Consider the following 25,346-nt stretch of genomic DNA (forward strand, 5'->3'; position numbering starts at 1 on the left):
ATCCGCTCACCTGGTGCCCTGGTTCCACACGACGACGGGCGGGGGAACCGTGGCGAGGATGCGGTGGACGACGTCTGCGGCGTCCACGTCGTCGGCAAGGGCGTCGAAGGTGAGCATCAGCCGGTGTGCCATCACGTCGACGGCCACGTCCCGCACGTCGTCGGGCAGCAGGTAGTCGCGTCCGCGTACCAGCGCCAGCGCCCGGCCCGCCGCCATCAGGCCCAGCGTCGCGCGCGGGCTCACACCGATCTCGATCGTCTCCTCCAGCTCGCGCAGGCCGTACTCGGCGGGGGAGCGGGTGGCCATCACCAGCCGCACCACGTAGTCGGCGACCAGATGGTGGACGGAGACCTCCTCCGCCATGTCCTGCAGCTTCATCAGCCGCTCCGGGTCCAGTACCGGTGCGGCCACCGGCGGACGCACGCTCATCCGCTGAAGGATCTCCAGCTCCTCGTGGGCGCTCGGATGGGAGACCCGCACCTTGAAGAGGAACCGGTCCCGCTGCACCTCGGGCAGCGGGTAGACCCCCTCCGACTCGATCGGGTTCTGCGTCGCCAGGACCACGAACGGCCGGGGCAGCGGATGCGTCTTCCCCGCCAGGGTGACCTGCCGCTCGGCCATCACCTCCAGCAGGGCCGACTGCACCTTCGCCGGGGCGCGGTTGATCTCATCGGCCAGCAGGAAGTTGGCGAACACGGGCCCGAGCTCCACGTCGAACCGCTCGCTGCCCGGATGGTAGACGCGGGTACCGACGATGTCGCTCGGCACCAGGTCGGGGGTGAACTGGATCCGGGCGAAGGAGCCGCCGACCACCGTGGCCAGCGTCGACGCGGCGAGCGTCTTGGCGACGCCGGGAACGCCCTCCAGGAGGCAGTGCCCCCGTGCCAGCAGCGCCACCAGCAGCCGCTCGACCATGTGGTCCTGCCCGACGATGACCCGGCGCACCTCGGCGAGAGTCTCCCGCAACGCCCCGATGTCCCCGCCCCTCGCCCGGCCCCGTTCCGGCTCACTGCGCTCATCCGCGACGGTCATGCGTGTTATTCAATCGTGACTCCGTGGGAGAATCCATGCCCTGACAGTGCCCGGCGTCGGCGGGCAGAACCGTCGGGTGTGTTTTCATGAGCTGGATGGCCACTCCTTTGCAGTACGGCGACCCGCCCCGGTTGGGGCCCTTCGTGCTGCAGGCCCGACTGCTCACCGCGCCGGCCGGCCTCGTCTACCTGGGCCAGGGGCCCGACGGGCGCGCGGTGTCCGTGGCCGTCCTCACCCGAGGGGCGGCGCTGGACGCGGCGGCCAGGGACCGGTTCGTCACCGCGATCAAGGATGCCGGGCGGCACCGCGGCGGGCGGCGCGGCCGGAGCGTCCCGCTGATCGGTGTGGTGCGCGGCCGGGCCGAGACCCCCGAGGTCGTCGCCATGGACGAGGGCCGGGCGCCGTGGGTGGCCGTGCCGTACGTGCCGGGGGGAGCGGGTGCGGAGCGGTTCCTCGAACCCGTCATGGTGTCGGGCATGCTGCTCGGCGACCGGCAGGGGCCCGATTTCGTGCCGTACTGGCTGGGAGACCGGGATCCGGCGCTGCCCGCCCCCGCGCCTCCCGGGCCCCCTCCCGTCGGGACACGGCGCTCCGTCGGCCTCGCCTCGGCGCTGCTGGCCACGCTCGTCGCCATGATGATCGCGATGGTATGGCTGCTGCTGGTCCGTCTGGAGGGTGATCCGCAGCCGACCCGGCCGCTGCCGCCGACGGTCGTCGTCCCCACGCCGCCGCCGACCCCGGCGTCCCCGCGCCCCGGAGAGCAGTCGCCCACGCCGTCAGAGGGCGGCTCGGAGAGCCGGACGACGCTCCCCGGGGGCGACGACGACGTCGGCGGGGACATCTAGGACGTGTTTCATAAGCGGCGCCGTGCGGCTCATACCTCTGGAAGGGAGGGATCGGGTTTCCAGGGGTTCGGTGCGGTGATGGACCAGCGTTCATGGTCGCGCCAGGCCCCGTCGATGTAGAGGTAGGCGGGTGACAGCCCTTCGTAACGGAAGCCCAGGCGCTGGACCAGGGCCAGGGATGCCTTGTTCGCCGGCTGGATGCCGGCCTCCAGCCGGTGGAGCCGCAGGTCGGTGAAGGCGTGCCGCAGGGTGACGGTGAGCCCGTCGGTCATGTAACCCTGCCCTGCGGACGGGGCGAAGGCCGCATAGCCGAGGGACGCGCCCTGGTAGCGGCCCCGGATGATCGAGTTGATGTTGACCATGCCGGCGGCTGCGCCGGTCTCCCGGACACGGATCAGAAAGCCCAGGTTGGTGCCGTCGTCGAAGCGGCGCATCCAGATCTGGAACTCCTCCGCGGTCGCGGGCAGCCGCATCCACGGCAGGTGCAGCTCGGTGCTGGCCCGCACGAGCGAGCAGAACTCGTCCTGGTCGGAGAGGGCGAGCGGGCGCAGTTCGACCCGTGATGGCATTTCGGACATGGACCAACGTTAGGGCCTGTTGTGAGCAGTGGAATTGCCGGAACCTTCGCGGCGGTGGATGCTCAGCGGGGGGAGACGAAGCCGGACTCGTAGGCGGCGATCACCGCCTGGGTCCGGTCCCGCGCGCCGAGCTTGGCCAGCACGTTCCCCACGTGGGTCTTGACGGTCTCGGGGCCGACCACGAGCTCGGCCGCGATCTCGCCGTTCGACAGGCCGCGCGCCATCAGCCGCAGCACGTCACCCTCGCGCGAGGTGAGCCGGTCGATCCCCGGTACGGCGCGGGCACTCCCGGACGCGCCGCTCGCGGCGGCCAGCGACCTGATCGCGGCGGGGAAGAGCAGCGAGTCCCCGGACGCCACCAGCCGGATCGCGTGCACCAGTTCCTCCGGCCGGGCGCGCTTGAGCAGAAACCCGCTCGCCCCGGCCCGCAGCGCCTCGTAGACGTGGTCGTCGTTCTCGAAGGTCGTGACGACCAGCACCTTCGGCGGCGACTGCCCGGCCAGGATGGCCCGGGTCGCCTGGATCCCGTCCACGGCGGGCATCCGCACATCCATGAGCACCACGTCGGGCCGCGTCTCGCGGACGATGGACAGCGCCTCCGCCCCGTCCGACGCCTCGCCGACCACCATAAGTCCGGGCTCCGCTCCGATGATGACGCGCAGTCCCGTACGGATGAGGCTCTCGTCGTCCGCGATGACGACGCGCACGCTCATGCCCGCCACCTGCCCTCGGCGGGCAGGGGGAGGGAGGCGCGGACCCGCCAGCCGCCGTCCGTGGGGCCCGCCTCGCACTCGCCGCCGAGCAGGGCCGCACGCTCCCGCATGCCCGCCAGGCCACGGCCGGCCCGTGGTGCGGCCGTCCCTGGTGCGGCGGCCCGTGTGGCCGCCCATGTGGCGGCCCGTGCCCGTGTCGCGTTTCGCAGGTCGAGCTCCAGGCTCTCGTCCCGTACGGCCACCGCCACCTCGACCGGGCCGGTGCCGTACCGGATGGCGTTGGTCAGCGCCTCCTGGACGATCCGGTACGCCTCGCGGGACACCACGGGAGGGACACCGGACAGATCGTCGATCCGACCGATGATCCGAGCGCCCGAGGAGTCCAGGAGCCGGTCCAGGTCGTGCAGGGTCGGCTCCGGCTCGGTACGGCCCGCGCCCTCCCGAAGCACCCCGATGACGTGGTCGAGCTCCGCCAGCGCGGACCGGGCGGACTCCTCGATGGCGTGCAGCGCGGCCCGCGCCGTGGCCGGGTCGCGGTCGAGCACGCGGCCGGCGGCGGCGGCCTGCACGGTGACGACGCTGAGGGCGTGGCCGACGGAGTCGTGCAGCTCCCTGGCCAGGCGGTTGCGGGCGGCCAGCCGCCGGGCGTTCGCCTCGGCCGCGGCCAGCCGGTCGGCGGGCGACGGGCCGAGCAGGACCGGGGCGAGCGCGGCCAGCAGCCTGCCCGCTCCCACGAGGAGACCGACCAGCAGGACGAGGGTCAGCACGGCGAGCGGCGGCCCCCAGAGCGCGGCCCGTCCGGTTTCGATGGAGAGGTCGCCGAAGCGGGTGGGGCCGTCCATGAGGGGCAGCGCCGCCGCCCAGATCGCGAACGGCACGAGGGCCAGCGCCAGGCCGCTGGCGACACCGCCGACGGCCAGGTGGACGGTGAACCACCCGGCGGTTCTGAGGCGTTCCGCCCGGGTCCGCGGCGCGAGGGGAGGCGGGGGATCGATCGACACGCCCAGCAGCGCCCGCGCCGCCGCGATCTCGAACGCGCGTACCGGCAGGACCAGCCCCGAGGCGGCGACGAAAGGGAGCGCGGCCAGGAAGATCAGCGGCTGCACCGACAGCAGGGGGTCCCCTGGGGCCGGGGACGGCCGCCACAGCGCCGCCACCACCTCACCCGCCATCATGTACGGCATCAGCAGCGCTCCGCCGACGACCAGGCAGGCCCATCGGCGGTAGGTGACCGCGTTGCGCAACGGTGCGATGACGCCGTTCACCCGTGCTCCTTTCCCGAGCGGGTCCTGCCGGCCCGCGAGAATCCGTGGTCCGCGGGGTCGGCGGCTCCGTACGCACCCCATCGTGCCGTCCGACGCCGGTGGAAGACGAGACGGGTTGGGGGGGCCGCGGGAGGACGCGTCGCCCCGGTGGCGGTCAGCCGAGGCCGCAGGCCCCGCAGCGGCCCCTGGTCCGGTAGTGGTAGCCGAGCGCGGCCGAGGCCATGGTGAGGCCCCAGGTGAGGAACAGCGGATAGATGCCCTGGAACACCCACGCGGAGACGCCCCCCAGGTCGCCGGCCTGCGGCGGGTCCACCAGCCCGAGCCCGTGGGCGACGGTCATGCCGGTCCCCATGAGGCCGGTGGAGATGAGCATCACCGAACCCACGTACCCGGCGGTCAGCGGCATCCAGCGCGGGATGAACCGGGGCGTCCAGGTGCGGGCGAAGCCGATGCCGAGCGCGACTCCGATGAGACCCAGCACGGCCGTGTCCCCGAGCCCCGGGGTCCACAGGTGTACGTCGTCGCCGAAGGCGTGCGGATCGTCGAGGCCGAAGGTGCCGCCCAGTCCCCACTGCGCCTTGAACCCGCCGTACGCGGCGGCGAGCAGGGCGGACACGTACCCGGCGTGACGGGTGTATCCGCTCAGACCACTCGCCTCGGCGGCGTCGTCGTGATTGTTCGCGCCGTGGGGTGTCCGGCCGCATCGGGAGCAGGCGCCGAGTGACCGCCGCCGGTAGCGGATCGTGGCGACGGCGACGGCCGTGCCCGCGATGAGGGACGCGACGCGGGCGCCGCTGAGCGTCCAGTTCATGTCCGGGTCGAGCACGCCTCGGTCGCCCGTCAGGAGGGAGATCCCCTTCATGATCGTCAGGAGGATGTCCAGGGCGACACCGGTGGCGGCGAAGCCGATGAGCAGCACGGTGGCCGTCCATCCGGCGGCGGCGACGAGAGGGCGGTAGGGCGGCACTGCCGGGCGGGTCTCGATCTGTGAGTTCGTGGGTTGCCGGTTCATGGATCCACACTCGCGTGATCGCGAATTCCGGTCCTCCCGAGCCGGGGTGAGGCGCATCCCCCGCGAGGGGGAGATCGCGCCGACGTGCCTTGGACGCGGGGGTCGAACAGCAACGCCCGGGTTCGCGCTGCGACCGGTGACGGTGCGGTGGCTGCGGACGTTCCTGGAAGATCCGCTGGATGTGCCGGGCGCGGTGCTGGAGTTCGTGGCCGAGCAACTGGAGGTGGAGGACCCCTCCCACCCCACCCCACCCTTGCCCGGCTATGCCTCGGCGATGGCACGTCCCTGGTCGTCGAGCCTGGCCGCCAGGCCGAAAGTCGCGTAGACGTTGGAGTCCTGGAACACCGAATTCCGGCTGATGCCCTCGTCGGTGACGGTGAAGATCTGGAGCGTGTGCAGGTCGTACCCGTCGCCGACGCGCTGATAGGCGGCGAATCCGGGCTGGCCGCCGTTGGCCGCGACCTCCTTGAGAAGCCAGTCCTTCCCGGCCGCCCCGAAGACCCATTCCATGAACAGGCCGTAGTTGCTGCGGCCGGAGAACCAGTTGAGCATCGGCGGCATCTCCATGAGCACGTCCTCGGTGAGCAGCCGCTTGAGGCCCTCGACGTCGGCGAGCACGAACGCCTTCATGTAGCGTTCGACCCAGGCGCGCTGCTCGGCCGCGGACGGCTCGCTGACCCGTTCCCGCCGGACCCCGACCTCCTTCATGCGGGTACGCGCCCGCTGCAGGGAACTGTTCACCGACACGACGGTGGTGCCGAGGATTTCCGCCGTCTCGGACCCGGAGAAGCTGAGCACGTCACGCAGGATCAGCGCACCGCGCTGACGCGCCGACAGGTGCTGCAGGGCAGCGGCGAACGCCAAGCGCAGGCTGCCGCGGTCGATCACGGCCCCAGCCGGATCGCCCGCGTCCAGCACCGAGTCCGGCAAGGGCTGGAGCCAGGCAACGTGCTCTCCCTGGACGAGCGGCCCGAGCGGATCCGACGCGGCCACCAGCCCCGACGGCAGCGGTCGGCGGCCGCGAACCTCCAGGGCGGTCAGGCAGGCGTTCGTCGCGATCCGGTAGAGCCAGGTGCGCAGTGAGCTGCGAGTATCGTCGTACTGCTCCCGCGCCCGCCACGCCCTCAGGTACGTGTCCTGGACCACGTCCTCTGCGTCGTGAGCCGAGCCGAGCATCCGGTAGCAGTACGCCAGCAGTTCTGTCCGGAACGGTTCGATCCGACGATCGAAGCCTTCTTCCCTCGTTATCACGCCACGCCCCATCTCCACTGCCGCCACACCACCTCACTGGTAGGTACACACGGTCACTGTCGGTAACAGGGAAGGGTTCACTGCCCAGGCGCCAGCACCGGGCTGTTGTGATAGGCGGCGATCAGCCACTGGCCGTCCCGCTTCTCGAAGACCCACGTCGCGTTCACCTTACGCAGGTCATCCGGAACCTCGGTCTCGCCGGAGAACAGAATGGCGGATTCGCTGATGACGATCGCGCCGTCCCTGCCGACGAAGCGGATGCTGAGCTGCTTGTTGTAGGTCGAGCTGCCCTTGAGCGGCCCCTCGAAGCCCAGGGCCATCGTCTGACGGATCACGTCACGGCCGTCGCGGAGCGAGCCGGTCATGATGGCGGTCGCGTCCGCGGTGTAGTTGGCGACCATGCCGTCGGCGTCGCCGGCCTCCCACGCCTTGTAGGAGTCAACCAGCACGGCCTGGATGGCGGCCTCGTCTTCCACACGACTGTCTGACATCGCATTCTCCCTTGTGATCGGTTCGCCCGGGGTTTTCCGGCGAGCTCGTCAGTACATACCGGCGGTGGAGTCGGAACTCATCGCGGCAGACGGGAACTTTCTCTCGTCTTCTAGGGCGGCCTGACCGCCAGACCGGTCGCCTCGCGTACGCGGCGGGCGGCGCCGCCATCATGGACACGCGTGCCCTGCCGGGCCGCCGTCGTCCCTCTGCGCGGCGGCTCGATGTTCTCCGGCTTCGAGGGAACCACCGGAGGCGGATGTCGCGATAGATCAGGCGTGTACGGATTCCTCGCCCGGCGGAGAGAACCCCCTCCGATCGGCCCGGCCAGCGACGACGCGGAGCTCCTCGCCGCCGCGGCCGCCCGCAGGACCGACGCGCTGCGCCTCCTGCACCAGCGGCACGCCCCCTGGCTCCGCGTACGGCTGGCCCGCCGGTGCGCCGACGCCGACCTGGTGGACGACGCGCTCCAGGACACGTTCGTCGCCGTCTGGCGGGACGCGCACCGCTACCGCGCGGGGGAGGGCGAGGTCGCCGCGTGGATCTGGACGATCGCGATCCGCCGCCTGATCTCGGCGCTGCGCAGGACCGGCACCGCGCCGCCCGTCACCTCGTTCGACGACGCGCACCTGGTCACGGAGTCGGCCGAGGACGCCGTCCTGGTCGGTGTCGAGCACGGCGATCTGGGCACCGCCATCGCCCGGCTGTCACCCGAACTGCGCGCCGCCATCCAGGCGACCGTCCTCGACGGCCTCACCGTGAAGGAGGCCGCCCACCTCCTCGGAGTTCCCGAGGGCACAGTCAAGACCCGCGTCATGCGGGCCAAGGCCCGGCTCAGGGGGTATCTGGCATGACCTGGCACCTGCCCGGCGATCTCGTCGAACGTTACGCGCACGGCCGTCTCGACTCCGCCCAGGTGATGTCCGTGGAGAGCCACCTCGCGCGGTGCCCGCTCTGCCGGGCGGCCGTGCCGTACGAGGACGGGTGGCTCGCGGCGAGCTGGGAGCGGATCGAGGACCTGGTCGACCGGCCCCGGCCGAGGCCCGTCGCGCGCGTCCTGCGCCGGGTGGGCGTGCCGGAGCACGTGGCCACGTTCCTCGCCGCCACACCCGCGCCGGCCCGCGGCTGGCTCGTCGCCGTGACCGGGGTGCTCGCCTTCGCCGTGGCGGCGGCCCACTTCGCCGCGCGGCGCACGCCGGACACGGCGAACGCTCTGATCCCCTTCCTCGCGGTCGCCCCCCTACTGCCGGTGGCCGGCATCGCGATGGCGTACGGCCGGCACGTCGATCCGGTGTACGAGCTGCAGGCCGCCACTCCGATGGCGGGATGGCGGGCGCTGCTGCTGCGCGCGCTCGCGGTGCTGTCGTGCGCGGTCGCGCTGAGCGGCGCGGCCACCCCGCTGCTGCCCGGACCGCCGGGGCTCGCCGCCGCCTGGCTGCTGCCCGCCCTGGCGCTGACCGCCGGCGCGCTCGCGCTCTCGACGCGGTTCGCGCCGCCCGTCTCGGTGGCGGTGCTCGCCATCGCCTGGTTCGGCGCGGTGGCGGCCGGACCCCTGCTCGCCGACGACCGGCTGCTGGCCTTCTCGCCCGGCGCGCAGGCGCTGTACGGCGTTGCGGCGCCGGCTCTCGTCTTCCTCATCTACGCGCGGCGCGCTCGCCTCGACCCCGGAGGACCCCGATGACCTTTCCTGCGACCGCACCGTCGCCCGCTCCCGTGACGGCGACGGTGACCATACGCGGCCTGACCAAGAGATACGGCCGCGCGGTGGTGCTCGACGGCCTCTCCCTGGAGTTCGGGCGTGGGGTGACCGGGCTCCTCGGCCCCAACGGCGCGGGCAAGACCACGCTGCTGCGCTGCCTGGCGACCACACTGGCACCCGACGGCGGCGAGGTGCGGGCGCTCGGGCTGGACCCGTCCGACCCCGGCGGGCGTACGGACCTGCGGCGCCGGCTCGGCTACCTCCCGCAGAGCCCCGGGTTCTATCCGCACTTCACGGTCTTCGAGCTGGTGGAGTACGTCGCGATCCTGAAGGAGCTGACCGACAGGAGGGAACGCCACCGGGAGGTCCGCCGGGTCCTGCGCGAGACCGACCTGACCGATCTCGCGGCGACGAAGGTGCGCAAGCTGTCCGGTGGCATGCGGCAGCGGCTCGCGCTGTCCCAGTCGCTGCTCGGCGACCCCGATCTGCTCATCCTCGACGAGCCCACCGTGGGGCTGGATCCCGAGCAGCGGATGCGGTTCCGCGCCCTCGTGTCGCGGCTCGGCGAGAGCCGTACCGTGCTGCTCTCCACCCACCAGACCGAGGACGTCGCCGCCCTGTGCGAGCGGGTGATCGTGATGAGGGACGGCGCGGAGGCGTTCCAAGGCACGCCGGGCGGCCTGGCGGCCACCGCCGCCGGGCAGGTGTGGCTGTCGGACCACCCGCCCGCGGAGAAGGGGCTGTTCTGGCGGACCGCCGACGGGCGGTACCGCACACTCGGAGCCCGCCCGCCGTCCGGCGTCCCGGCCGATCCCGGCGTCGAGGACGGCTACCTGCTGTTGCTCGGCGAAGGGGCCGGCGGGCCGTCCGACGAGCCTTCGGGTGGTTCCGCGGGCGAGTCGGGGAGCCGTTCGGCGGGCGCTTCGGATGGAGGGGAGGGCGCGTGAACCGGTCGCTGGTGTTGTTCGAGGCTCGGCGGCTGCTGCGCAGCCCGATCCTGTGGGGCGCGGTGGTCCTCGCCCTTGCCATGGCGTTCGCGCAGCGCGCGCCCTGGCTGCCCGACATGACCATGGTGACGATCGACACGGTGACCGCGTCCACGATCGTCGGGGCGGCGGTGATGATCGTCACGAACCTGGCCGCCGGCCGCGACCGCAGGCACGGCCTGCCCGAGACGCTGGCCGCCGTGCCCGGCCGGGCGGCGGCCCGCACCCGGGCGGTGATCGTGGCCGCTCCCGTGGTGGCCGCGCTCGCGGCGGCAGTCATGATCTTCCTACACCTGCTGGTCGTGTCCCTGTCGGACACGGCGGCCGGGCGGCCGGACATCTACGAAGCCCTGGGCGGCGTGGCGCTCGCCGCGCTGGCCGCCACCGCCGGAGCGGCACTCGGCCGCTGGACTCCGTGGCTGATCATGCCGCCGATCCTGATCTTCACGGTGGCCTTCACCATGCTCGGCAATTCGCGCGGCGAGTACGGAGGGTGGTTCCTGCCGGTGATCCCCGGCCACAGTGTCGAATGGGGGCCCAGGCCGACGGGGCCGCATCTCGCCTACCTGATCGCGGCCGCGGTTCTCCTCGCGGCCGTCGCGCTGCTCAGACACGGCCCGCGGCCGGTCCGCGTCGTCGTCGCGCTGGCCGCCCTGGCCGTCGCGGTGCCCACGGGGGCCGCCGCGACGGCCGGCGCGCCGGTGCTGCCGTGGACCGTGCCGCACTTCACCCCCCGGCTCCCCGAGCAGGTGTGCGAGAAGCGGGACGGTGTCACGTACTGCGTGTTCCCGGACTACCTGCCGTGGATCCCGGTCTGGGTGGAGGCCGTGCGGCCCATCGTGTCGGCCGTGCCGCGTGAGGCCGTCGAGCGCATCCCCGTCGTACGGCAGAACACCGTCGCGACGGCGGGGGAGATGCGGGATCCGCGGACCTGGGTCGTCTGGTCCACCGACCCGGCCCAGCACCGCACACTGCTGGTCGGCGAGATGGCGGCCGCCGTCACCGGCCTGGACGATGACGACGACGTCTGCGACGGCCTCGGCCGGGCCCGTACCGTCGTCGCGCTCTGGCTCGCCGCGCGGGCGGGGACGGTGCTCGACATCCCGGAGACCTGGGGGTTTCCCGGCCCCGATGACTCCCCCAAGGGGTGGACCCACGTGGTGCTGGGCGACGGGGGCGCGGGGCTTTCGATGCCCGGTCGCCTCTACGGGACGCGGTACGGCGCGGCCGAGGTGGGCTACGCCCGCCGCCTCCTGGCGCGACCCGACGCGGTCGAGCGCGTACGGGCGAACTGGGACACGCTCACCGATCCCCGGACCACCGTGGAGCAGGCTCTTCCTTCGCTGGGGCTGCGGTCGGAGTTCCCCGCCACCGTGAAGGACGAGACATGCGCGGACGCGCGATGACGAACGGCCGTGGCGGCCGTGCGGGCCCTGCCGGCCGGGCCGTACGCCTTCCGGTGGTGGCCGCGCTGGTCCGGCCGCTGGCGCGGGCGATCGACTGGCTTCCGGTGGGTCTGGCCGGGCCGCTGACCGTGGCCCTGGCGATCGCGGTGGAGCCCGGCGACCCCATGGATTCCCGTCTTGGCCTGCTCCTGCTCAGGATGTCCGGGCTGTTGCTCGGGGCGGCGGCGGGCTTCGCGCTCGTGGATGCGATGGCGGCGGGGACGGACGCGGCGCCGGTGCCCCGCTGGGTGCGGCAATGGGCGCGCGTCGTGCTGGTCCTCGCGGCCGTGGTGCCGAGCTGGGCCGCGGTGTGCGCGGTGGTCGCCGTACGCCTGGAGCCCGCTGGCGTGCTGCACTTCCCCGGGGCCGGTGTCGAGGCCGCCGCGTGCGTGCTGGCGGGTCTGGCGGGATCGGCGGTCGCCGTACGGAGGCATGGGGGACGGCCGGCCGCGCTCGCCGGGGCGTTCGTGCTGCTCGCGCTCTGCGCCGGGATCGGGATCGCCGGTGGAGCGGCCTGGCCGATGCCGTACAGCGCCGACTGGCATGCCGTTCATGTGTGGTGGCTGGCGGCTCTTCCCGTACCCGTCCTGGTCCTCGTGGCCGCCGGCCGCGACGTCCGCCGGGCGTGATCGGGGCCGGCCGGGATCCGGTGTCAGGGGACGGGCGGGGCGGGGGGGGGCCTGCCAGTCGATCGTCACCGCTGCGCCGTACCACCGACGACGCGTCCGGCGCCCGGTCCGGCCTACCCCACACAGGGGAGGGATGGTGTCCGGTCCGATCGGCGTCGGCTCCAGTTCGGCCTTGGCTACCCTCGGATGGTCAAGAGATCGTCAAGGGAAGGTGCGCCGTATGGGGGCGGGAGAGGTCGTGATCCTGCTCGTGGCGGCGCTGGCCGCGGGCTGGGTGGACGCGGTCGTCGGCGGGGGAGGGCTGCTCCAGCTCCCCGCGCTGCTGCTGGCCGGGCTGTCCCCCGTGCAGGCGATGGCGACGAACAAGTCCGCGGCCATCTTCGGCACGGCCTCCGCCGCGCTGACGTACGCCAGGAACACCAAGCTCGACCGGGCGGTGGCCGTACCGTCGGGCGTGCTCGCGGTGGCGTTCGCCGGGCTGGGGGCGGCCTCGGCCGCGATGCTGGACGCGGCGGTGCTCAAGCCGCTGGTCCTCGTCGTGCTGCTCGGGGTGGCGGCGTTCGTGACGACGCGTCCGGCGTTCGGCCTGCTCCCGCGTCCTCACCTGCGTACGAGGGGACGGCTGCTGGCCGCCGTCGCCGTCGCGGGCGGGCTGATCGCGTTCTACGACGGGATACTCGGTCCGGGGACGGGGACGTTCCTGCTCATCGCGTTCACGTCCATTCTGGGCATGGACTTCGTCAACGCCTCGGCCACCGCGAAGATCCTCAACACCGGGACGAACCTCGGGGCCCTGGTCGTCTTCTCCTGGCAGGGGCACGTGCTGTGGGCCCTCGGCCTCGGCATGGCCGTGTGCAACATCGCCGGAGCCCAGCTCGGAGCGCGCATGGCACTCAAGCGGGGCTCCGGCTTCGTCCGGATCGTGCTGCTGTGCGTGGTGACCGGCCTGGTCGTCAAGCTCGGCTACGAGCAGTTCCTCAGACCGGCGTGACGTTCCCGCCGGGGACGCCGCTCTCGGTGGCCGGCTCCGCCGGTCCCGCCGGGGTGGCCGTCGCGGGCGCCCGGAGCGCGGGTGCCGCGAGGGCCACGAACGCCGACAGGACGACGGGGATCAGGAGCGCGTAGCGCAGGGTGGACAGCTCCGAGGCGCCGCCGATCAGGACGGGACCGGCGAGTAGACCGGCGTAGCCGAGGCTCGCGACCCGGGCCAGCGCACGTCCGGCCTGGGCCGGGTCACGGTGCCCGGCGGCCGAGAAGACCTGCGGGATGGTGCACGACAGACCGGCTCCGAAGAGACCGAACCCGATGACGCCCGTGATCCGCGCGCCGCCGAGCACCGCGAGGGCCAGCCCGCCGGCGGCGAGGATCCCGCAGTAGCGCACCAGCGGCACCGGGCCGAGCAGGTTCGCCAGCCGGTCCCCGGCGAACCGTCCCGCGGTCATCATGACGGCGAACGCGGCATACGCGGCGGCGCCGGCTCCGGGGGAGGAACCCAGGGTCTCGACCAGGTAGACCGAGCTCCAGTCGGCCGCCGTGCCCTCTCCCACCAGACAGCAGAAGGCGAGCACACCCAGGAAGAGCACGCCTCGCGGCAGGCCGGCCTTGGTGGTCCCGGTGGTCCCGGTCGTGCTGTCGCCTGTGACGCTGTCGCCTGTGACTGTGGTGCCGTCCGCGGGGGCCTCGGCGGGGGCGTCGTGCATGGCCCACCGGGCCGACGCGACGGCCAGTACGACGATCAGCAGGCCCGCCGACAGGAACGTACGGCCCGCGTCGACGGAGGCGTGCGCGAACAGCCCGCCGATCGCGGCACCGAGGAAGCCGCCGATGCTGAACACCGCGTGGAACGAGCCCATGAGCGTCCTGCCGTACGCGCGCTCGACGACGACGGCGTTGGCGTTCATCGCGACGTCCAGGCTGCCGTGCGCCAGCCCGAAGACGAACAGTGCCAGGGCGAGCGAGGGCAGGTTCGGGACATAGGCGGGGAGCACGAGGACGAAACCCTGGGCCATGGCCATGGGGACCATGACGCGGTGGCTGCCGAACCGGTCGATGAGCCGGCCGACGATCTGCATGCCGGCGATGGCGCCCGCCGCGATGCCGAGCAGGCCGAGGCTCAGTTCGCCGTCGCCGAGGGCGAGGCGTTCCTTGATTGCGGGGACGCGGGCCGTCCACGTGCCGATGGTGAGCCCGGAGAGCAGGAACAGCCCGTACACGGCGAGCCGGGCGCGCAGCAGCGCCGGGCGGCTGGGGGCGAGAAGGACCATAAGACACTCCGATGGGGGGATGTCACGAGGGTTTCCGGAAGCGACGCGGCATCTCCACAGGTCGAAGGGTGACCCGACGACGGAGATCCCGAGCTGGAGGGCCCGAGCTGGAGGGCCCGAAGATCAGGGGTGATGTCTTGGAGATCAGGGGCGGGCGATGCGGACGGTCACGCCGGCGGCGGTGAGGGCGTCGTGCTGGTCCCGGGGGACGCCCTCGTCGGTGACGACCACGTCGAGCCGGTCCAACCCGCAGACGGCGCCGAACGCGGTCCTGCTGAACTTGCCGGAGTCGCACGCGACGATGACCCGCCGTGCCGAGGCGATGGCGGCCTGCTTGATCGCGACCTCCGGCAGGTCGTGCGCGGTCAGCCCGTGTTCCGCGGACAGGCCGCAGCACCCGATCACCGCGGTGTCGAACCGCAGCGCCCTGATCGACGTCTCGGTGAGCGGGCCGACGAAATTCAGCTCGCCCTGCCGTACCTCTCCGCCGGGCAGGACCAGACGAATCCGCGGCGCGGTGGCGAGTTCCTGAGCCGACTGGAGGGCGAGGGGGAGCACGGTGAGCCGTCGTTCTCGTACGGCTCGGGCGACCTCGAGGAGGGTCGTGCCGCCGTCGAGCAGCACCGCCTCTCCGTCGGCGAGCAGCGCGGCGACCTCGGCGGCGATGCGCTGCTTGGCATCGACCGCCTCGCGTTCGCGTACGCCGAAGGGGGGTTCCTCTCCGCGCAGCAGCAGGCTCAGCGCGCCGCCGCGGACCCGGCGGACGACGCCCTGCTGGGCGAGTTCGTCCAGGTCTCTGCGGATGGTCATCTCCGAGACGCCGTGTTCGGCCGCCAACTCGGCGACCGAGACGCTGTCGGCCGTACGAAGAGCGTTCATGATCGCTCTCATCCTGTCCGCACTCTCCATGTGTTCATTTGAACATGATCGTTGTGCATTCAGCAAATAAATCTACATTGTAAAGGTGGCAGGATGGGTGACATGCGTGCCAGCCGGTTGCTGTCCCTCCTTCTCCTGCTGCAGACCCGCGGCAGGATGACAGCCCCCGAGCTGTCCGCCGAACTCGAGGTGTCGGTCCGTACGGTCTACCGGGATGTCGAGGCCCTGTCGGCGGCCGGCGTCCCCGTGTACGCCGACCGGGGCCCGGCGGGCGGCTACCGGCTCCTCGACGGATATCGCACCAAGCTGAACGGGCTCAGCCGCGAGGAGGCGTCGTCGCTCTTCCTCGCCGGGCTGCCCGGTCCCGCCGCCGAGCTCGGGCTGGCCGAGGTCGCGGCGACCGCCGAGCTGAAACTCCTCGCGGCGCTGCCGCCGGAACCTCGTTCGCACGCGGCCCGGATGCGCGAGCGCTTCCACCTCGACGTGCCGGGCTGGTACCGCGCGGGCGACGACGTCCCGTTCCTCGCCGAGGTCTCCGGTGCGGTGTGGGACCAGCGGGTGCTGCGGCTCCGCTACCGGCGGTGGGGGCCGCAGGACGTGGAACGGACCGTTCACCCGTACGGCCTGGTGCTCAAGGGCGGTTCCTGGTATCTGGCCGCCGCCTGCGGCGAGAGCGTCCGCACCTACCGCGTCAGCCGCATCATCGATGTGGAGGTCCTGGACGAGCGGTTCGACCGGCCGGAGGACTTCGATCTCGTGGCGTTCTGGCGGGAGTTCGCCGCCGAGTTCGCCGCGCGCATGTACACCGCCGACGCCGTCGTACGGCTCGCGCCCGACGCCGTGGGCCTCTTCCGCTACACCTTCGGCGACGTGGCCGAGGATGCGCTTCGCGAGGGTGTCCCCGGCGACGACGGCTGGACGCGGCTGACCCTGCCGGTCGAGTCGCTCCGGCACGCGCGCTGGCAGCTGCTCCGGCTCGGCGCCTTCGTCGAGGTCCTGGAGCCGCCCGAACTGCGCGACATGATGGCCGAGGCGGCGGCCGACCTCTCCGCCATGTACGGCTCCCGCCCCGCGACGGGCTGAAAACCGTTTGCGCCCCGCCCGTGCCGTGATGACGATGGGCGGGTGTTCCTGCTCACGTTCATCGGCTCATGCGTGCTGCTCGCGATGATCCCCGGGGTCAGCACCGCGGTCATCCTGCGCCAGACGCTCCGCGCGGGGCGTGCGTCAGGCGTGGCGGCCACGCTCGGCAACGAGACCGGCATCTTCCTGTGGGCGATGGCGGCCGTGTTCGGGCTGTCCGCGCTGGTCCTCGCCTCCGAGGTGGCGTATGCCGCGATACGGGTCGTGGGCGCCGTCGTGCTCATCGTGATGGGCGCCCAGTCGTTGTGGCAGGCCAGGCGCGGCCGTGCCGTACCGGCCGAAGCGGGGGAAGGCACGACGCGGAGCTCGTCCGCGGAGGGGGCGCGAGCGGAGCCGGAGGCGGCGCGCGGCTGGCGGCGCTCCTACGCTCTGGGGCTCGCCACCTGCGGCGCCAACCCGAAGGCGGCGGTGTTCGCCATGTCGTTCCTGCCGCAGTTCGTGCCGCCGGGCACGGTGTCGGGTGGCAACGTACCGCTGACCCTGTCGCTGTTGGCGGCGATCTGGGTGGCGGTGGACCTGGTGTGGTATCTCGGGCTGATCTGGGTGGTCGGCCGGGCCCGGCTCGTGTTCGACCGGCCCGCTGTACGTCGCCGGCTGGAACAGGTCTCCGGCGTGATCTTGATCGGCCTCGGCCTGCGCGTCGCGATGGACGCTCGATGAAGGAGCTGTGATCGGGTTGACCGGTGTCTGGCACGAGGTCGCGGGAGCCGGCGATCCGGTGGTGCTGCTGCATTCCGGTGTGACCGACGCCCGCATGTGGGCCCCGCAGTGGGAGGCGCTGACCGCGTCGTTCCGGGTGGTACGGCTCGACTTCCGGGGATACGGGCGCAGCCCGTCGGCTGCGGACGGTCCGTACTCCGACGACGGGGACGTCGCGGAGCCCGCCTCACTCGGACTGCGTGAGGTGGCCGTCGTCGGCGCCTCGCACGGCGGGCGGGTGGCGCTGGAGCTGGCCACGAGGCATCCGGATCTGGTCTCCCGGCTGGTCCTTCTCAACGCCGGGTGCGGGCTGCCCGCGACTCCCGAGCTGGAGGAGTTCGGCGCCGAGGAGGACCGGCTGATCGAGGCCGGTGACATCGCGGGCGCCGCGGACCTCAACGCGCGGACCTGGCTCGGACCCGAGGCGGACGACGCCACGAGGGCATGGGTGTCCCAGATGCAGCGCGATGCCTTCGAGCTGCAGCTCAAGGCCGATCCGGAGCCCGAGCGGGTCCGCGGTGAGATCGACCTGACCCGGATCCGGGTTCCGGCCCTGGTGGTGACCGGTGACCACGACCTCTTGTACTTCCAGGAGACGGCCCGCCATCTCGCCCGGACGCTGTCCACGGCGAGCCTCGTCCGGCTGGAGTGGGCGGGGCACCTGCCGAGCATGGAACGCCCGGCGGAGACGACCCGGATCATCGAGGAGTTCCTGACCGGCCGATCATGACCGGCAGGCGAGGAGCGGCGCTTCTGCGGCCGAAATGGATCGTTCAGCAGACCCGGAATTGGCTCTTAGGCGTCGGCCGACCGCTGATCTAGAGTGGCCCATATGGCGAAAGAGAGCACGTCAACGACCATTCCCGTGCCCGCACGCATGGAGATCGGCCGGTTGGCCCCGGAGATCTACCGCGCGATGGTGGCGCTGAATCGGACCATCGGCGAGTCCGGCCTGGAGTCCTCGCTGCAGGAGCTGGTGAAGATCCGGGCGTCCCAGATCAACGGCTGCGCGTTCTGCATCGACATGCACACCCAGGACGCCCGGGCGGCCGGAGAGACCGAGCAGCGGATCTACGCCCTGTCCGCGTGGGAGGAGGCGCCGTTCTTCACCGCGCGCGAGCGCGCCGCGCTGGCCCTGACCGAGGCCATCACGCTGATCGCCGGCACCCGCGTGCCCGACGACGTGTACGCGGAGGCGGCCGAGGAGTTCGACGAGCAGGACCTGGCCCGCCTGATCTGGGCCATCACCGCGATCAACGCCTGGAACCGGGTCGCGATCTCCACACGGATGGTCGCAAAGTACCGCCCCGCCGGATAGCCGGCTGGGCAGGCCGCGGCGTGCACGGGATGACAGGCGTTACCGCGGCGGGGCCGCGACTACGGCGGACAAGGAGATCACGATGAACATGACAGCCGCTACGGACACGCCGTCGGCAACGCTGCGGGCCCTTCACGTGCCCGGCAGACCCCTGGTCCTGCCGAACGTGTGGGACGCCGCCAGCGCCAGGATCGTGGCGGGGGCCGGGTTCCCCGCCGTCGCCACCGGCAGCGCCGCGGTGGCCGCCGTCCTCGGGTACAACGACGGCGAGCAGACCCCTCCGGCGGAGATGTTCGCGGCGATCGCCCGCGTCTGCCGGGTGGTCGAGGTCCCGGTGACCGCCGACGTGGAGCGCGGGTACGGCCTGCGGCCCGCCGAGCTGGCGGAGCGCCTGGCCGAGAGCGGCGCGGTGGGCTGCAATCTGGAGGACTCGGATCCGCGTACCGGCGCGCTCGTGGACGTGGAGGAGCAGGCCGACTTCCTCGCCGCCGTCCGGCAGGCGGCGCCGGACCTGGTCGTCAACGCCCGGACGGATCCGTACCTGTCCCGGCACGATGACCCGCTCGCCGAGGCGGTACGGAGGGGCCGCCGCTACCTGGAGGCGGGCGCGGACTGCGTCTACCCGATCCGGGCGCAGGTCGCGGATCTGGCCACGCTGGTCGAGGAGGTGGGCGGGCCCGTCAACGCGCTGTGCGGGCCGGGCTCACCGTCGCCCTCCGTGCTCGCGGAGCTGGGCGTGGCCCGGATCAGCTTCGGCCACAACCTGCATCGGGCCGCGCACGCGTACGCCGAGCGGATGGTCGCGGCCATCGGCGCCGGGCTCAGCCCGTACGGCGACGTCGCGCCCTGAAACCGGGATCACCCCCTTCGCCGGTCGAGCCGGTCGAGCCGGTCGAGCGTGGCGAGTTCGTCGGCGGTGAGCGTCAGCTCGGCAGCCGCGGCGGAATCGCGAATCGACGCGGGACGGCTCGCGCCGGGGATCGGGACGACCCGCGGGGAGCGGGCCAGATGCCAGGCGAGGCAGACCCGCTGCGGGCTCACGCCGCGTCGGCGGGCGATCGTGTGGAACGGCGTCCCATCGGCAGGGTCGTCGGAGTCCAGTGCGCTGCGGGAGACGCCGCCGAGGGGGCTCCAGGGCAGGAAGGCGACGCCGAGCTCGGTGCACAGGCGCAGTTCGGGGTCGCTGTCCCGCACGGCGGGGGAGTAGCGGTTCTGGACCGAGGCCAGACGGCCGCCCAGTTCCCGGTGTGCCTGGCGGATCTGAAGGGTGTCGACGTTCGAGATCCCGGCCATCCGGATCTTGCCGTCGTCGAGCAGGTCGCGGAGTGCGCCGACCGACTCGGCGAAGGGGACGTCCGGGTCGGGCTTGTGGAGTTGGTAGAGCCCGATCGAGTCGGCGCCGAGCCGCTTGAGCGACGCCTCGCAGGCCCGCATGATGTGGCGCGGGTCGCCGTTCACCGTCCATGAGCCGTCTCCGGGGCGGCCGCGGCCGCCCTTCGTGGCGATGAGGACGTCGGTGACGTCGCCGCCGTAGGCCGCGAGCGCGCGGGCGATCAGCCGTTCGTTGTGGCCGATCTCGTCGGCGTGCCAGTGGTAGGAGTCGGCGGTGTCGATCAGCGTGACGCCCGCGTCGAGGGCGGCGTGGATCGTGGTGATCGCCCTGGCCTCGTCCGGCCTGCCCTCGATGGACAGCGGCATCGCGCCGAGGCCGACGGCGCTCACGGGGACGTCTGCGATCAGGCGAGTGCGCATATCCGCTCCTCCTCCGCGAGCGCGTCCTCGATGACGGACGGCAGCCAGTCGGCGACCCGCGAGAACGGGAAGCCGAGAGCCGTGCCGCGCCCGTTGTCCATGGCGTAGGAACGGTCGAAGGAGAACGGCGAGACGTCCTCGCCGACCTCGTACACGGGCTCCCCGATGGCGGCGCACACTTGCCGGACGTCCAGGGTCCCGTGCGAGGCGGCGTTGACGGCTCCGGTGAAGTCCGCCCGCGCGGCCCAGGCCAGGAACTCCGCGATCTCCCGCTCGTGGATGAACGACGCCGGCCGGGGATCCTCGTGGACGATCACCGGAAGGCTGGCCCGGATCCTGCGGACGTAGTGCGCGAGCCGTCCGGTGAAGTCCGCGCCGCCCAGCACGTGCGCCGTCCGGACGCTGACGAAGTCGAACACCGGGTCGCGTGTGAAGACCGCCTCGGCCTGGCGCTTGCCCTCGCCGTAGTTGTCGTCGAGGAACGCCGGGTCGTCCCATGGCAGGTCCGTCCGTACCGGCCAGGTCGCGGGATCGACGGCGTGTTCCGCGTGCGGCGGGCCGTCGAGGTCGGCGTACACCTCGATCGTCGAGGTCATGACGTAACGCCTGGTCCTGCCCGCGAACACCCGCCGCGCGACGGCCGCCTGCGCGGGTGTGTAGCAGACCTGGTCGATCACCGCGTCGAAGTCGCGGTCGTCCAGGACGCGGCGCAGGGCGGCCTCGTCGTCCCGGTCGGCCCGCAGGTGCGTCACGCCCGCGGGCACCGGAGCCGATCCCCGGTTGACGACCGTGACCGCCGTCCCCGCGTCGCGCAGGTTCTCGACCAGCCGCCTGCCGAAGTGCCGGCTTCCGCCGATGATGCATATCTCGCTCACGAGGATCAGGGTGCCCGCGTATAGTCATCAGCGGTAGTGGTGATCTTCTTAGTTGGTCGTAAGGAAAACTGTTGATCGATGTTCACCGGCTCAGCGTTCTGCGTGAGGTCGCCCGCCATGGCAGCTTCAACCGCGCCGCCGCCGCCCTGCGGTTCACCCCTTCGGCCGTCTCGCAGCAGGTCGCCGCACTGGAGCGCGGCCTCGGCGTCCCCGTGGTGGAACGCAGCACCCGAGGCGTGGTCCTCACCGAGCCGGGGCGCCTGCTCGTCGAGGCCGCCGAGGCCATCGCCGCCGAACTGACCGACGCCCAGGAGCGCATCGACCGGCTGTCCACCGAGCGGGCCCGGTTCACGATCGCGGCCTTCGCCAGCGGGGGCCGCCTCCTGCCGCCGGCGCTCGCCCGATTCGTCGTCGAGCATCCCGAGGCCGAGCTGACGATCCTCGAGCGTGAACCGGAGGACAGCCTGCCCCTGGTCCGGGAGGGCCGCGCCGACCTGGCCCTCGCCTACCACTTCGACGGGCCCGCGCCCGTCCGCCCCGGTGACCGCTCCGGCATGGACTGGACCCCGCTGATCGCCGACCCGCTCCGGGTCGTCCTCCCGCGGACGCATCCCCGAGCCGGGCACGCCCGCCTCCATCTGGCCGAACTCGCCGGCGAACGCTGGATCCTCGGATGCCTGAAGACAGTCGACCTCCTCGGCCGCTACGCCGAGTTGGCCGGCTTCGAGCTGCGGATCTCCTGCAGCGCCACCGACTACTTCTTCGCGCAGTCCCTGGTCACCGCGGGCGTGGGCGTCGCCCTCATCCCCGAGATCGCCCTGACGCCCGCCCCGGACGTCGTCGCGATCCCCCTTGAGCCGCCCAGCCCGTCCCGCTTCATCGGCATCGCGACCTCCCGCCGCCACCGCGGCCCCGCCCAGCCGTACGTCGAGGCGCTGTGCGGGCTCCTGTCGGAAGGAGCATGAGTGAGGGCGCGATCCTGCCGTCAGAGCGTCCCCTCGAACGGCGAGGCACAAGGTTGGCTCGATGCGCCGGATTCTCCGCGTATCGGCGTCACGTCCTGACCTGAGCGATCGCTCATGGCGGGCGCGTGATCCGGCATTGGCCGTCATGGCCGGCCCACCGCATAGTGAGTGCCATGTTCGACCGATCCCTGCGCGTCGCCGTCATCGGCGATCGCGACCCGGCGTTTCCCCCGCACCTGGCCACCGACGACGCCCTGCGGCATGCCGCCGCGCACCTCGGCATCGCGGTGGACGTTCGCTGGCTGGCCACAGAACCGCTCGAATCCGACCTGACCGAGGTCGAGGCCGCCGACGTGCTGTGGTGCGCGCCCGGCAGCCCGTACCGCAGCCTGCTCGGCGCCCTCGCCGCGCTCCGGCACGGCCGCGAGCGCGGCGTGCCCACCCTGGGAACGTGCGGCGGCTGCCAGCACATGGTCATCGAGTACGCCCGCCACGTGCTCGGCTACGAGGACGCCCAGCACGCCGAGTACGACCCGTACGCCTCGACCCTGTTCGTGTCGGCGCTGACCTGCTCCCTGGCGGGCATGACCATGCCCGTCACCCTGGCCCCCGGCTCCCGGGTGGCCGCGCTTTACGGACGGACCGAGGTCGAGGAGAAGTACTACTGCGACTTCGGCCTCGACCCCAGCCGGCAGGGGAGCCTCCACGACGGCGGGTTCTCGGTCACCGGCGTGGACGGTGACGGCGAGGCCCGCGTGCTGGAGATCCCCGGCCACCCGTACTACGTGGCCACGCTGTATGTGCCGCAGGCCCGCTCGCGCCCCGACGCCCCGCACCCGCTGGTCGTCGGCCTGCTGCGTGCGGCGCTGTGACGCTCACCCAGCTCAGGATCCTGCTGGCGGTCGCACGGACCGGCAACATGACCCGGGCCGCCGAGGAGATGGCCACCACGCAGTCCGCCGTCAGCCACGCGCTGCGCGCACTGGAGAACGAGTTCGGGGTCGCGCTGCTGGTGCGCGGAAACCACGGGGTGACCCTGACGGAGACCGGGCGTGCCGTACGCCGCCGCGCCGCGCTCATCCTCACCCAGGTGGAGGCGCTGGAGCAGGAGGTGGCCGCGGCCCGGGAGCAGGAGCGCGGCAGCCTGCGCGTCGGCGTCATCCCCAGCGCCAACGTCCGGCTGCTGCCGCCGATCCTGCGGCGGTTCGGGGACGCGCATCCGCGGGTGCGCCTGACAGTGCTGGAGGGCTCGGACGACGAGGTGCTGGAGTGGCTGGAGACGGGTGCGGCGGACATCGCCACCGTGTCAGCCGGGGGTGCGGGCGCCGCCGGGGTCCCGCTCCCCGCCGGGGCGGTGGCGCGGCCGCTCGCCGCGGACCGCATGCTGGCCGTCCTGCCCAGCGGACACGAGCTGGGCGTACGCCACTCGGTGCCGGTGGCCGAGCTGGCCCGGCACCCGTTCATCATGTCCACGGGTGGGTGCGAGCCGCTGATCACGGCACTCGCGCGTGCGGCGGGGGCGAGCCTGACGTGCCACTACCGTGTGCGCGACACCGGCAGCATCCTCGCCATGGTCGCCGAGGGCCTCGGGGTGAGCGTCGTCCCCGAACTCTCGCTGCCCGCCCACCGCGCGGGCGTACATGCGATCCCGCTGGATCCGGCGGCCGAGCGCACCGTTCTCCTCGTCCTGCCCGCGGACCCGCTCCCCGCCGCCGCCGCCTTCGCCGAACTGGCCGTCACCCTCACCGTCGCCACCCGATGAGCACCTGGTCCAGGGCCCGTACGCGGCCAGGTAGCTCTGTGGAAGGGACGCAATTTTGTGAGAAGATCGTTTTGTGGTGAGGCCTGAGGTGTCGAAGTTCGTTGATGCGGGTCCTCTGCCCAGTGAGGATGCCGAGTTCGAAGAGATCGCCGATCGGGAGAGCGAGCTTCATGCGATCTCCGCTCCGGTGACTGTCGAGGAAGCGGAGCTGTTGGCCGGGTGCTTCGGGCCGGACGGCTGTCACGGTGTGGCCTGGTCGCTCCTGCACGTGATCGAGTCGGCTCCCGTGCATCCACTTCGTTCCGCGCCCGCGCAGGACGGTCCGCCATGGCTCACGATGCTTTGGGAGCGCCTCCAGAATGCCGGGTGAGTTCTCCGAACGCACCCGGCCTTCCGGCACTCCGGCTGCGGTTCCGGTCTATGCGGTCGTCTCGTGACCGGGCGGAAAGACAGATGGCCGAAGGCCGATCACGATGACGGGATCGAGGACGCGGCCCTGCTCATCTTGGAGTGGCTCGCCGAGCAGGGCATCGGTGCAATGCTCAGGGTTGATGCCGAGAGGCTGGCGGAGGGGCGGCCTTCCTGGACCTTCGCGGCGAGCGGCGGCCCGCTGGTGGTGGGCATGCGTGCTGATGCCGCCAGCGCCGCACTGTGCCTGTCGTTGGCAGTCGCCCGGCTCCGCGAACTCGGCGTGGTCGTGCCGCATTGATCACGACAGTGGGCCGTTTCTGCTTGATCGTGTTCGTGCGGCACGTTCGTCGCCGAGCTTGCCCGGGAGAAAGTGAAAGAGCAGTAGTTTGCCGCATGGCGCCGAGTTGTACCGGCCCCTCGCGGTCAGCTCGCCGTACGGTGGCGATCGAGCCGCCACGTGAGCCGCCGCGCCGGCCCCGCGGGGACGTTGGCGCGCCGGGGGCTTCGGTGGCCCTCACTGCGGGCGAACGGCGATCGATTCGGCGGAGAGCGTGACCTCGACGGTGATGTGCGGATTGTCCAGCTGCGGGAGCTGAAGCCCACGCTTGAACTCCTCCGCATCGTCCGGCATCACCTTCGGCTGAACTGTGACCATGACTTGGCCGGTCTCCTCATCTGGGTGCGCCATCATCGTGGCCACCTCAGGACGGGATCGGAGCCAGGAGACGACCGTGTCCTGGGCCCGCCGGAGCTCCGCGGTCGAGAATCCCTTGCCGCCGATCAGGGTGACCTCCGTGGGGAGGGTCCTGGCCAGCTCGATCGCGCGAGCCGGGATCGGACCCTTGAAGCCGATGCGCAGCCCCCGCTGGTCGTCGACGTATCTGACGCCGGAGATCTCGTCGGGGAACTCCGCATTAAGTTTGTCGATCACCCGGCTGTTGGACGACTGTGAGCCGAAGCGGTCGATGGCCTCCTCGTAGGAGATGCCCTCCGATTTGGCGACGGTCCCGAGGTCGACCAGCTCGGCGTAGGGAATGCCGTCGATCGCCACGTCCGGGTCGGTCACCGCGGGGTCGTAACCCTCGAAGTCCGTCGGCTTGGGCGACGAGGTAGCAGCCACCCGGGTCGCGTACCGCTTGACGACCTCCTCCAGGGGCCGGCCCGACGACGCCGCCTCTCGCTTGAGCCGCTCCAGGGTGGGCCGATGCGCTTTGGGCTGGTCGGCCCGCGGCAACACGATCGTCTCGGTCCCGACGATCGTCTCGGTCCCGGCCACAGCGGGTACCGGACCAGCACCAGACTGGCCGCAGGCGCACAACGACGCAAGCACCGCG

At 72.2% G+C, this 25,346-nt stretch carries 30 protein-coding genes; 18 read left to right on the plus strand and 12 right to left on the minus strand.

The features are described from left to right. Nucleotides 1-6: 6 nt before the first annotated feature. The gene (locus AB0I59_RS36985; RefSeq protein ID WP_061254750.1) at nucleotides 7-1,032 is read right to left on the minus strand and encodes an AAA family ATPase; all 1,026 of its coding nucleotides are present in this window, start codon (nucleotides 1,030-1,032) and stop codon (nucleotides 7-9) included. A 95-nt stretch (nucleotides 1,033-1,127) separates the two neighbouring features. Here AB0I59_RS36985 and AB0I59_RS36990 point away from each other — a divergent pair, with 95 nt between their 5' ends. Then, nucleotides 1,128-1,877: a hypothetical protein gene (locus tag AB0I59_RS36990; protein WP_358140570.1), complete on the plus strand. Its 750-nt coding sequence runs from the start codon at nucleotides 1,128-1,130 to the stop codon at nucleotides 1,875-1,877. A gap of 29 nt (nucleotides 1,878-1,906) precedes the next feature. Here the strand turns inward: AB0I59_RS36990 and AB0I59_RS36995 are convergent, their stop codons facing one another. The 4 genes from AB0I59_RS36995 to AB0I59_RS37010 form a co-directional block, all read right to left on the minus strand. Next, complete coding sequence (locus tag AB0I59_RS36995) at nucleotides 1,907-2,455, minus strand: GNAT family N-acetyltransferase (protein WP_061254748.1); 549 nt, start codon at nucleotides 2,453-2,455, stop codon at nucleotides 1,907-1,909. A gap of 62 nt (nucleotides 2,456-2,517) precedes the next feature. Next, nucleotides 2,518-3,168, minus strand: coding sequence for a response regulator transcription factor (locus AB0I59_RS37000; protein WP_358140573.1), 651 nt, complete (start codon nucleotides 3,166-3,168; stop codon nucleotides 2,518-2,520). After that, nucleotides 3,165-4,433, minus strand: a complete 1,269-nt coding sequence (locus tag AB0I59_RS37005; RefSeq protein WP_358140576.1) for a sensor histidine kinase — start codon at nucleotides 4,431-4,433, stop codon at nucleotides 3,165-3,167. Before AB0I59_RS37005 ends, AB0I59_RS37000 begins: the two co-directional genes overlap by 4 nt. Before the next feature lie 154 nt (nucleotides 4,434-4,587). Then, nucleotides 4,588-5,445, minus strand: coding sequence for a hypothetical protein (locus AB0I59_RS37010; RefSeq protein WP_358140578.1), 858 nt, complete (start codon nucleotides 5,443-5,445; stop codon nucleotides 4,588-4,590). Here AB0I59_RS37010 and AB0I59_RS37015 point away from each other — a divergent pair. After that, nucleotides 5,444-5,770 (plus strand): DUF4158 domain-containing protein, encoded by a 327-nt coding sequence (locus tag AB0I59_RS37015; RefSeq protein WP_358140581.1) that lies wholly within the window; start codon nucleotides 5,444-5,446, stop codon nucleotides 5,768-5,770. The two genes, AB0I59_RS37010 and AB0I59_RS37015, sit on opposite strands and share 2 nt — an antisense overlap. On the opposite strand, the gene AB0I59_RS37020 is transcribed toward AB0I59_RS37015, so the two are convergent. Continuing rightward, nucleotides 5,707-6,723 carry a sigma-70 family RNA polymerase sigma factor gene (locus tag AB0I59_RS37020; protein WP_358140584.1) on the minus strand — a complete coding sequence of 339 codons (1,017 nt, stop codon included), beginning with the start codon at nucleotides 6,721-6,723 and terminating at the stop codon, nucleotides 5,707-5,709. The genes AB0I59_RS37015 and AB0I59_RS37020 overlap by 64 nt on opposite strands. A gap of 50 nt (nucleotides 6,724-6,773) precedes the next feature. After that, nucleotides 6,774-7,187 carry an SgcJ/EcaC family oxidoreductase gene (locus AB0I59_RS37025; RefSeq protein ID WP_358140587.1) on the minus strand — a complete coding sequence of 138 codons (414 nt, stop codon included), beginning with the start codon at nucleotides 7,185-7,187 and terminating at the stop codon, nucleotides 6,774-6,776. Nucleotides 7,188-7,367: 180 nt separating this feature from the next. On the opposite strand from AB0I59_RS37025, the gene AB0I59_RS37030 reads away from it, so the two are divergent. The 6 genes from AB0I59_RS37030 (at nucleotide 7,368) to AB0I59_RS37055 (ending at nucleotide 12,935) form a co-directional block, all read left to right on the plus strand. Continuing rightward, the gene (locus tag AB0I59_RS37030) at nucleotides 7,368-8,039 is read left to right on the plus strand and encodes an RNA polymerase sigma factor (RefSeq protein ID WP_358140590.1); all 672 of its coding nucleotides are present in this window, start codon (nucleotides 7,368-7,370) and stop codon (nucleotides 8,037-8,039) included. Next, nucleotides 8,036-8,866 carry a cupin domain-containing protein gene (locus tag AB0I59_RS37035; RefSeq protein WP_061254743.1) on the plus strand — a complete coding sequence of 277 codons (831 nt, stop codon included), beginning with the start codon at nucleotides 8,036-8,038 and terminating at the stop codon, nucleotides 8,864-8,866. Before AB0I59_RS37030 ends, AB0I59_RS37035 begins: the two co-directional genes overlap by 4 nt. Then, on the plus strand, nucleotides 8,863-9,831 hold the full coding sequence (locus AB0I59_RS37040) for an ATP-binding cassette domain-containing protein (RefSeq protein ID WP_358140593.1): 969 nt from the start codon (nucleotides 8,863-8,865) through the stop codon (nucleotides 9,829-9,831). Before AB0I59_RS37035 ends, AB0I59_RS37040 begins: the two co-directional genes overlap by 4 nt. Next, complete coding sequence (locus AB0I59_RS37045; RefSeq protein ID WP_358140596.1) at nucleotides 9,828-11,276, plus strand: hypothetical protein; 1,449 nt, start codon at nucleotides 9,828-9,830, stop codon at nucleotides 11,274-11,276. Before AB0I59_RS37040 ends, AB0I59_RS37045 begins: the two co-directional genes overlap by 4 nt. Further along, a complete protein-coding gene (locus tag AB0I59_RS37050) occupies nucleotides 11,258-11,944 on the plus strand; it encodes a hypothetical protein (RefSeq protein ID WP_358140599.1) in 687 nt (228 codons plus the stop codon). Before AB0I59_RS37045 ends, AB0I59_RS37050 begins: the two co-directional genes overlap by 19 nt. 220 nt (nucleotides 11,945-12,164) lie before the next feature. Beyond that, a complete protein-coding gene (locus AB0I59_RS37055; protein ID WP_061254740.1) occupies nucleotides 12,165-12,935 on the plus strand; it encodes a sulfite exporter TauE/SafE family protein in 771 nt (256 codons plus the stop codon). Here AB0I59_RS37055 and AB0I59_RS37060 read toward each other — a convergent pair. Together AB0I59_RS37060 and AB0I59_RS37065 are read right to left on the minus strand one after the other, a co-directional pair. Beyond that, entirely contained in the window at nucleotides 12,922-14,208 is a 1,287-nt protein-coding gene (locus tag AB0I59_RS37060; RefSeq protein WP_358140603.1) for an MFS transporter, read from the minus strand. The genes AB0I59_RS37055 and AB0I59_RS37060 overlap by 14 nt on opposite strands. A gap of 144 nt (nucleotides 14,209-14,352) precedes the next feature. Continuing rightward, complete coding sequence (locus AB0I59_RS37065; protein ID WP_358140606.1) at nucleotides 14,353-15,117, minus strand: DeoR/GlpR family DNA-binding transcription regulator; 765 nt, start codon at nucleotides 15,115-15,117, stop codon at nucleotides 14,353-14,355. Between the two features lie 72 nt (nucleotides 15,118-15,189). On the opposite strand from AB0I59_RS37065, the gene AB0I59_RS37070 reads away from it, so the two are divergent. From AB0I59_RS37070 to AB0I59_RS37090, 5 genes are all read left to right on the plus strand, one after another. Then, a complete protein-coding gene (locus tag AB0I59_RS37070) occupies nucleotides 15,190-16,170 on the plus strand; it encodes a helix-turn-helix transcriptional regulator (RefSeq protein ID WP_358140722.1) in 981 nt (326 codons plus the stop codon). Between the two features lie 42 nt (nucleotides 16,171-16,212). Further along, a complete protein-coding gene (locus tag AB0I59_RS37075; RefSeq protein ID WP_358140609.1) occupies nucleotides 16,213-16,890 on the plus strand; it encodes a LysE family translocator in 678 nt (225 codons plus the stop codon). Nucleotides 16,891-16,897: 7 nt separating this feature from the next. Then, nucleotides 16,898-17,659, plus strand: coding sequence for an alpha/beta fold hydrolase (locus AB0I59_RS37080; protein WP_358140612.1), 762 nt, complete (start codon nucleotides 16,898-16,900; stop codon nucleotides 17,657-17,659). Nucleotides 17,660-17,761: 102 nt separating this feature from the next. After that, nucleotides 17,762-18,247, plus strand: a complete 486-nt coding sequence (locus AB0I59_RS37085; RefSeq protein ID WP_358140615.1) for a carboxymuconolactone decarboxylase family protein — start codon at nucleotides 17,762-17,764, stop codon at nucleotides 18,245-18,247. A gap of 88 nt (nucleotides 18,248-18,335) precedes the next feature. After that, nucleotides 18,336-19,097 carry an isocitrate lyase/PEP mutase family protein gene (locus AB0I59_RS37090; RefSeq protein ID WP_358140618.1) on the plus strand — a complete coding sequence of 254 codons (762 nt, stop codon included), beginning with the start codon at nucleotides 18,336-18,338 and terminating at the stop codon, nucleotides 19,095-19,097. An 8-nt stretch (nucleotides 19,098-19,105) separates the two neighbouring features. Here AB0I59_RS37090 and AB0I59_RS37095 read toward each other — a convergent pair whose 3' ends face one another. After that, complete coding sequence (locus AB0I59_RS37095) at nucleotides 19,106-19,999, minus strand: aldo/keto reductase (RefSeq protein WP_358140621.1); 894 nt, start codon at nucleotides 19,997-19,999, stop codon at nucleotides 19,106-19,108. Then, nucleotides 19,984-20,874, minus strand: coding sequence for an NAD-dependent epimerase/dehydratase family protein (locus tag AB0I59_RS37100; protein WP_358140624.1), 891 nt, complete (start codon nucleotides 20,872-20,874; stop codon nucleotides 19,984-19,986). The genes AB0I59_RS37095 and AB0I59_RS37100 overlap by 16 nt, the downstream gene beginning before the upstream one ends. A 71-nt stretch (nucleotides 20,875-20,945) precedes the next feature. Here AB0I59_RS37100 and AB0I59_RS37105 point away from each other — a divergent pair, with 71 nt between their 5' ends. From AB0I59_RS37105 to AB0I59_RS37125, 5 genes are all read left to right on the plus strand, one after another. Next, complete coding sequence (locus AB0I59_RS37105) at nucleotides 20,946-21,839, plus strand: LysR family transcriptional regulator (RefSeq protein WP_358140627.1); 894 nt, start codon at nucleotides 20,946-20,948, stop codon at nucleotides 21,837-21,839. A gap of 173 nt (nucleotides 21,840-22,012) precedes the next feature. Then, complete coding sequence (locus tag AB0I59_RS37110) at nucleotides 22,013-22,711, plus strand: CTP synthase C-terminal region-related (seleno)protein (protein WP_061254731.1); 699 nt, start codon at nucleotides 22,013-22,015, stop codon at nucleotides 22,709-22,711. After that, on the plus strand, nucleotides 22,708-23,601 hold the full coding sequence (locus AB0I59_RS37115; RefSeq protein WP_358140630.1) for a LysR family transcriptional regulator: 894 nt from the start codon (nucleotides 22,708-22,710) through the stop codon (nucleotides 23,599-23,601). The genes AB0I59_RS37110 and AB0I59_RS37115 overlap by 4 nt, the downstream gene beginning before the upstream one ends. Before the next feature lie 88 nt (nucleotides 23,602-23,689). Next, a complete protein-coding gene (locus AB0I59_RS37120; protein ID WP_061254810.1) occupies nucleotides 23,690-23,971 on the plus strand; it encodes a hypothetical protein in 282 nt (93 codons plus the stop codon). Between the two features lie 63 nt (nucleotides 23,972-24,034). Further along, a complete protein-coding gene (locus AB0I59_RS37125; RefSeq protein WP_061254809.1) occupies nucleotides 24,035-24,310 on the plus strand; it encodes a hypothetical protein in 276 nt (91 codons plus the stop codon). A gap of 216 nt (nucleotides 24,311-24,526) precedes the next feature. Here the strand turns inward: AB0I59_RS37125 and AB0I59_RS37130 are convergent, their stop codons facing one another. Beyond that, nucleotides 24,527-25,288, minus strand: a complete 762-nt coding sequence (locus tag AB0I59_RS37130) for a hypothetical protein (protein ID WP_061254729.1) — start codon at nucleotides 25,286-25,288, stop codon at nucleotides 24,527-24,529. Nucleotides 25,289-25,346 lie beyond the last annotated feature (58 nt).

Source organism: Microtetraspora glauca, assembly GCF_040656155.1.
Classification (GTDB): Bacteria; Actinomycetota; Actinomycetes; order Streptosporangiales; family Streptosporangiaceae; genus Microtetraspora; species Microtetraspora glauca.

What these genes read in the sequence shown, in the direction of transcription:
- AB0I59_RS37090 (WP_358140618.1), top strand. Translation starts at nt 18,336, where the DNA reads ATGACAGCCGCTACGGACACGCCGTCGGCAACGCTGCGGGCCCTTCAC.
- AB0I59_RS37060 (WP_358140603.1), bottom strand. Translation starts at nt 14,208, where the DNA reads ATGGTCCTTCTCGCCCCCAGCCGCCCGGCGCTGCTGCGCGCCCGGCTC.
- AB0I59_RS37070 (WP_358140722.1), top strand. Translation starts at nt 15,190, where the DNA reads ATGCGTGCCAGCCGGTTGCTGTCCCTCCTTCTCCTGCTGCAGACCCGC.
- AB0I59_RS37110 (WP_061254731.1), top strand. Translation starts at nt 22,013, where the DNA reads ATGTTCGACCGATCCCTGCGCGTCGCCGTCATCGGCGATCGCGACCCG.
- AB0I59_RS37000 (WP_358140573.1), bottom strand. Translation starts at nt 3,168, where the DNA reads ATGAGCGTGCGCGTCGTCATCGCGGACGACGAGAGCCTCATCCGTACG.
- AB0I59_RS36990 (WP_358140570.1), top strand. Translation starts at nt 1,128, where the DNA reads ATGGCCACTCCTTTGCAGTACGGCGACCCGCCCCGGTTGGGGCCCTTC.
- AB0I59_RS37065 (WP_358140606.1), bottom strand. Translation starts at nt 15,117, where the DNA reads ATGGAGAGTGCGGACAGGATGAGAGCGATCATGAACGCTCTTCGTACG.
- AB0I59_RS37025 (WP_358140587.1), bottom strand. Translation starts at nt 7,187, where the DNA reads ATGTCAGACAGTCGTGTGGAAGACGAGGCCGCCATCCAGGCCGTGCTG.
- AB0I59_RS37040 (WP_358140593.1), top strand. Translation starts at nt 8,863, where the DNA reads ATGACCTTTCCTGCGACCGCACCGTCGCCCGCTCCCGTGACGGCGACG.
- AB0I59_RS37010 (WP_358140578.1), bottom strand. Translation starts at nt 5,445, where the DNA reads ATGAACCGGCAACCCACGAACTCACAGATCGAGACCCGCCCGGCAGTG.
- AB0I59_RS37015 (WP_358140581.1), top strand. Translation starts at nt 5,444, where the DNA reads ATGGATCCACACTCGCGTGATCGCGAATTCCGGTCCTCCCGAGCCGGG.
- AB0I59_RS36985 (WP_061254750.1), bottom strand. Translation starts at nt 1,032, where the DNA reads ATGACCGTCGCGGATGAGCGCAGTGAGCCGGAACGGGGCCGGGCGAGG.
- AB0I59_RS36995 (WP_061254748.1), bottom strand. Translation starts at nt 2,455, where the DNA reads ATGTCCGAAATGCCATCACGGGTCGAACTGCGCCCGCTCGCCCTCTCC.
- AB0I59_RS37095 (WP_358140621.1), bottom strand. Translation starts at nt 19,999, where the DNA reads ATGCGCACTCGCCTGATCGCAGACGTCCCCGTGAGCGCCGTCGGCCTC.
- AB0I59_RS37050 (WP_358140599.1), top strand. Translation starts at nt 11,258, where the DNA reads ATGCGCGGACGCGCGATGACGAACGGCCGTGGCGGCCGTGCGGGCCCT.
- AB0I59_RS37085 (WP_358140615.1), top strand. Translation starts at nt 17,762, where the DNA reads ATGGCGAAAGAGAGCACGTCAACGACCATTCCCGTGCCCGCACGCATG.
- AB0I59_RS37055 (WP_061254740.1), top strand. Translation starts at nt 12,165, where the DNA reads ATGGGGGCGGGAGAGGTCGTGATCCTGCTCGTGGCGGCGCTGGCCGCG.
- AB0I59_RS37035 (WP_061254743.1), top strand. Translation starts at nt 8,036, where the DNA reads ATGACCTGGCACCTGCCCGGCGATCTCGTCGAACGTTACGCGCACGGC.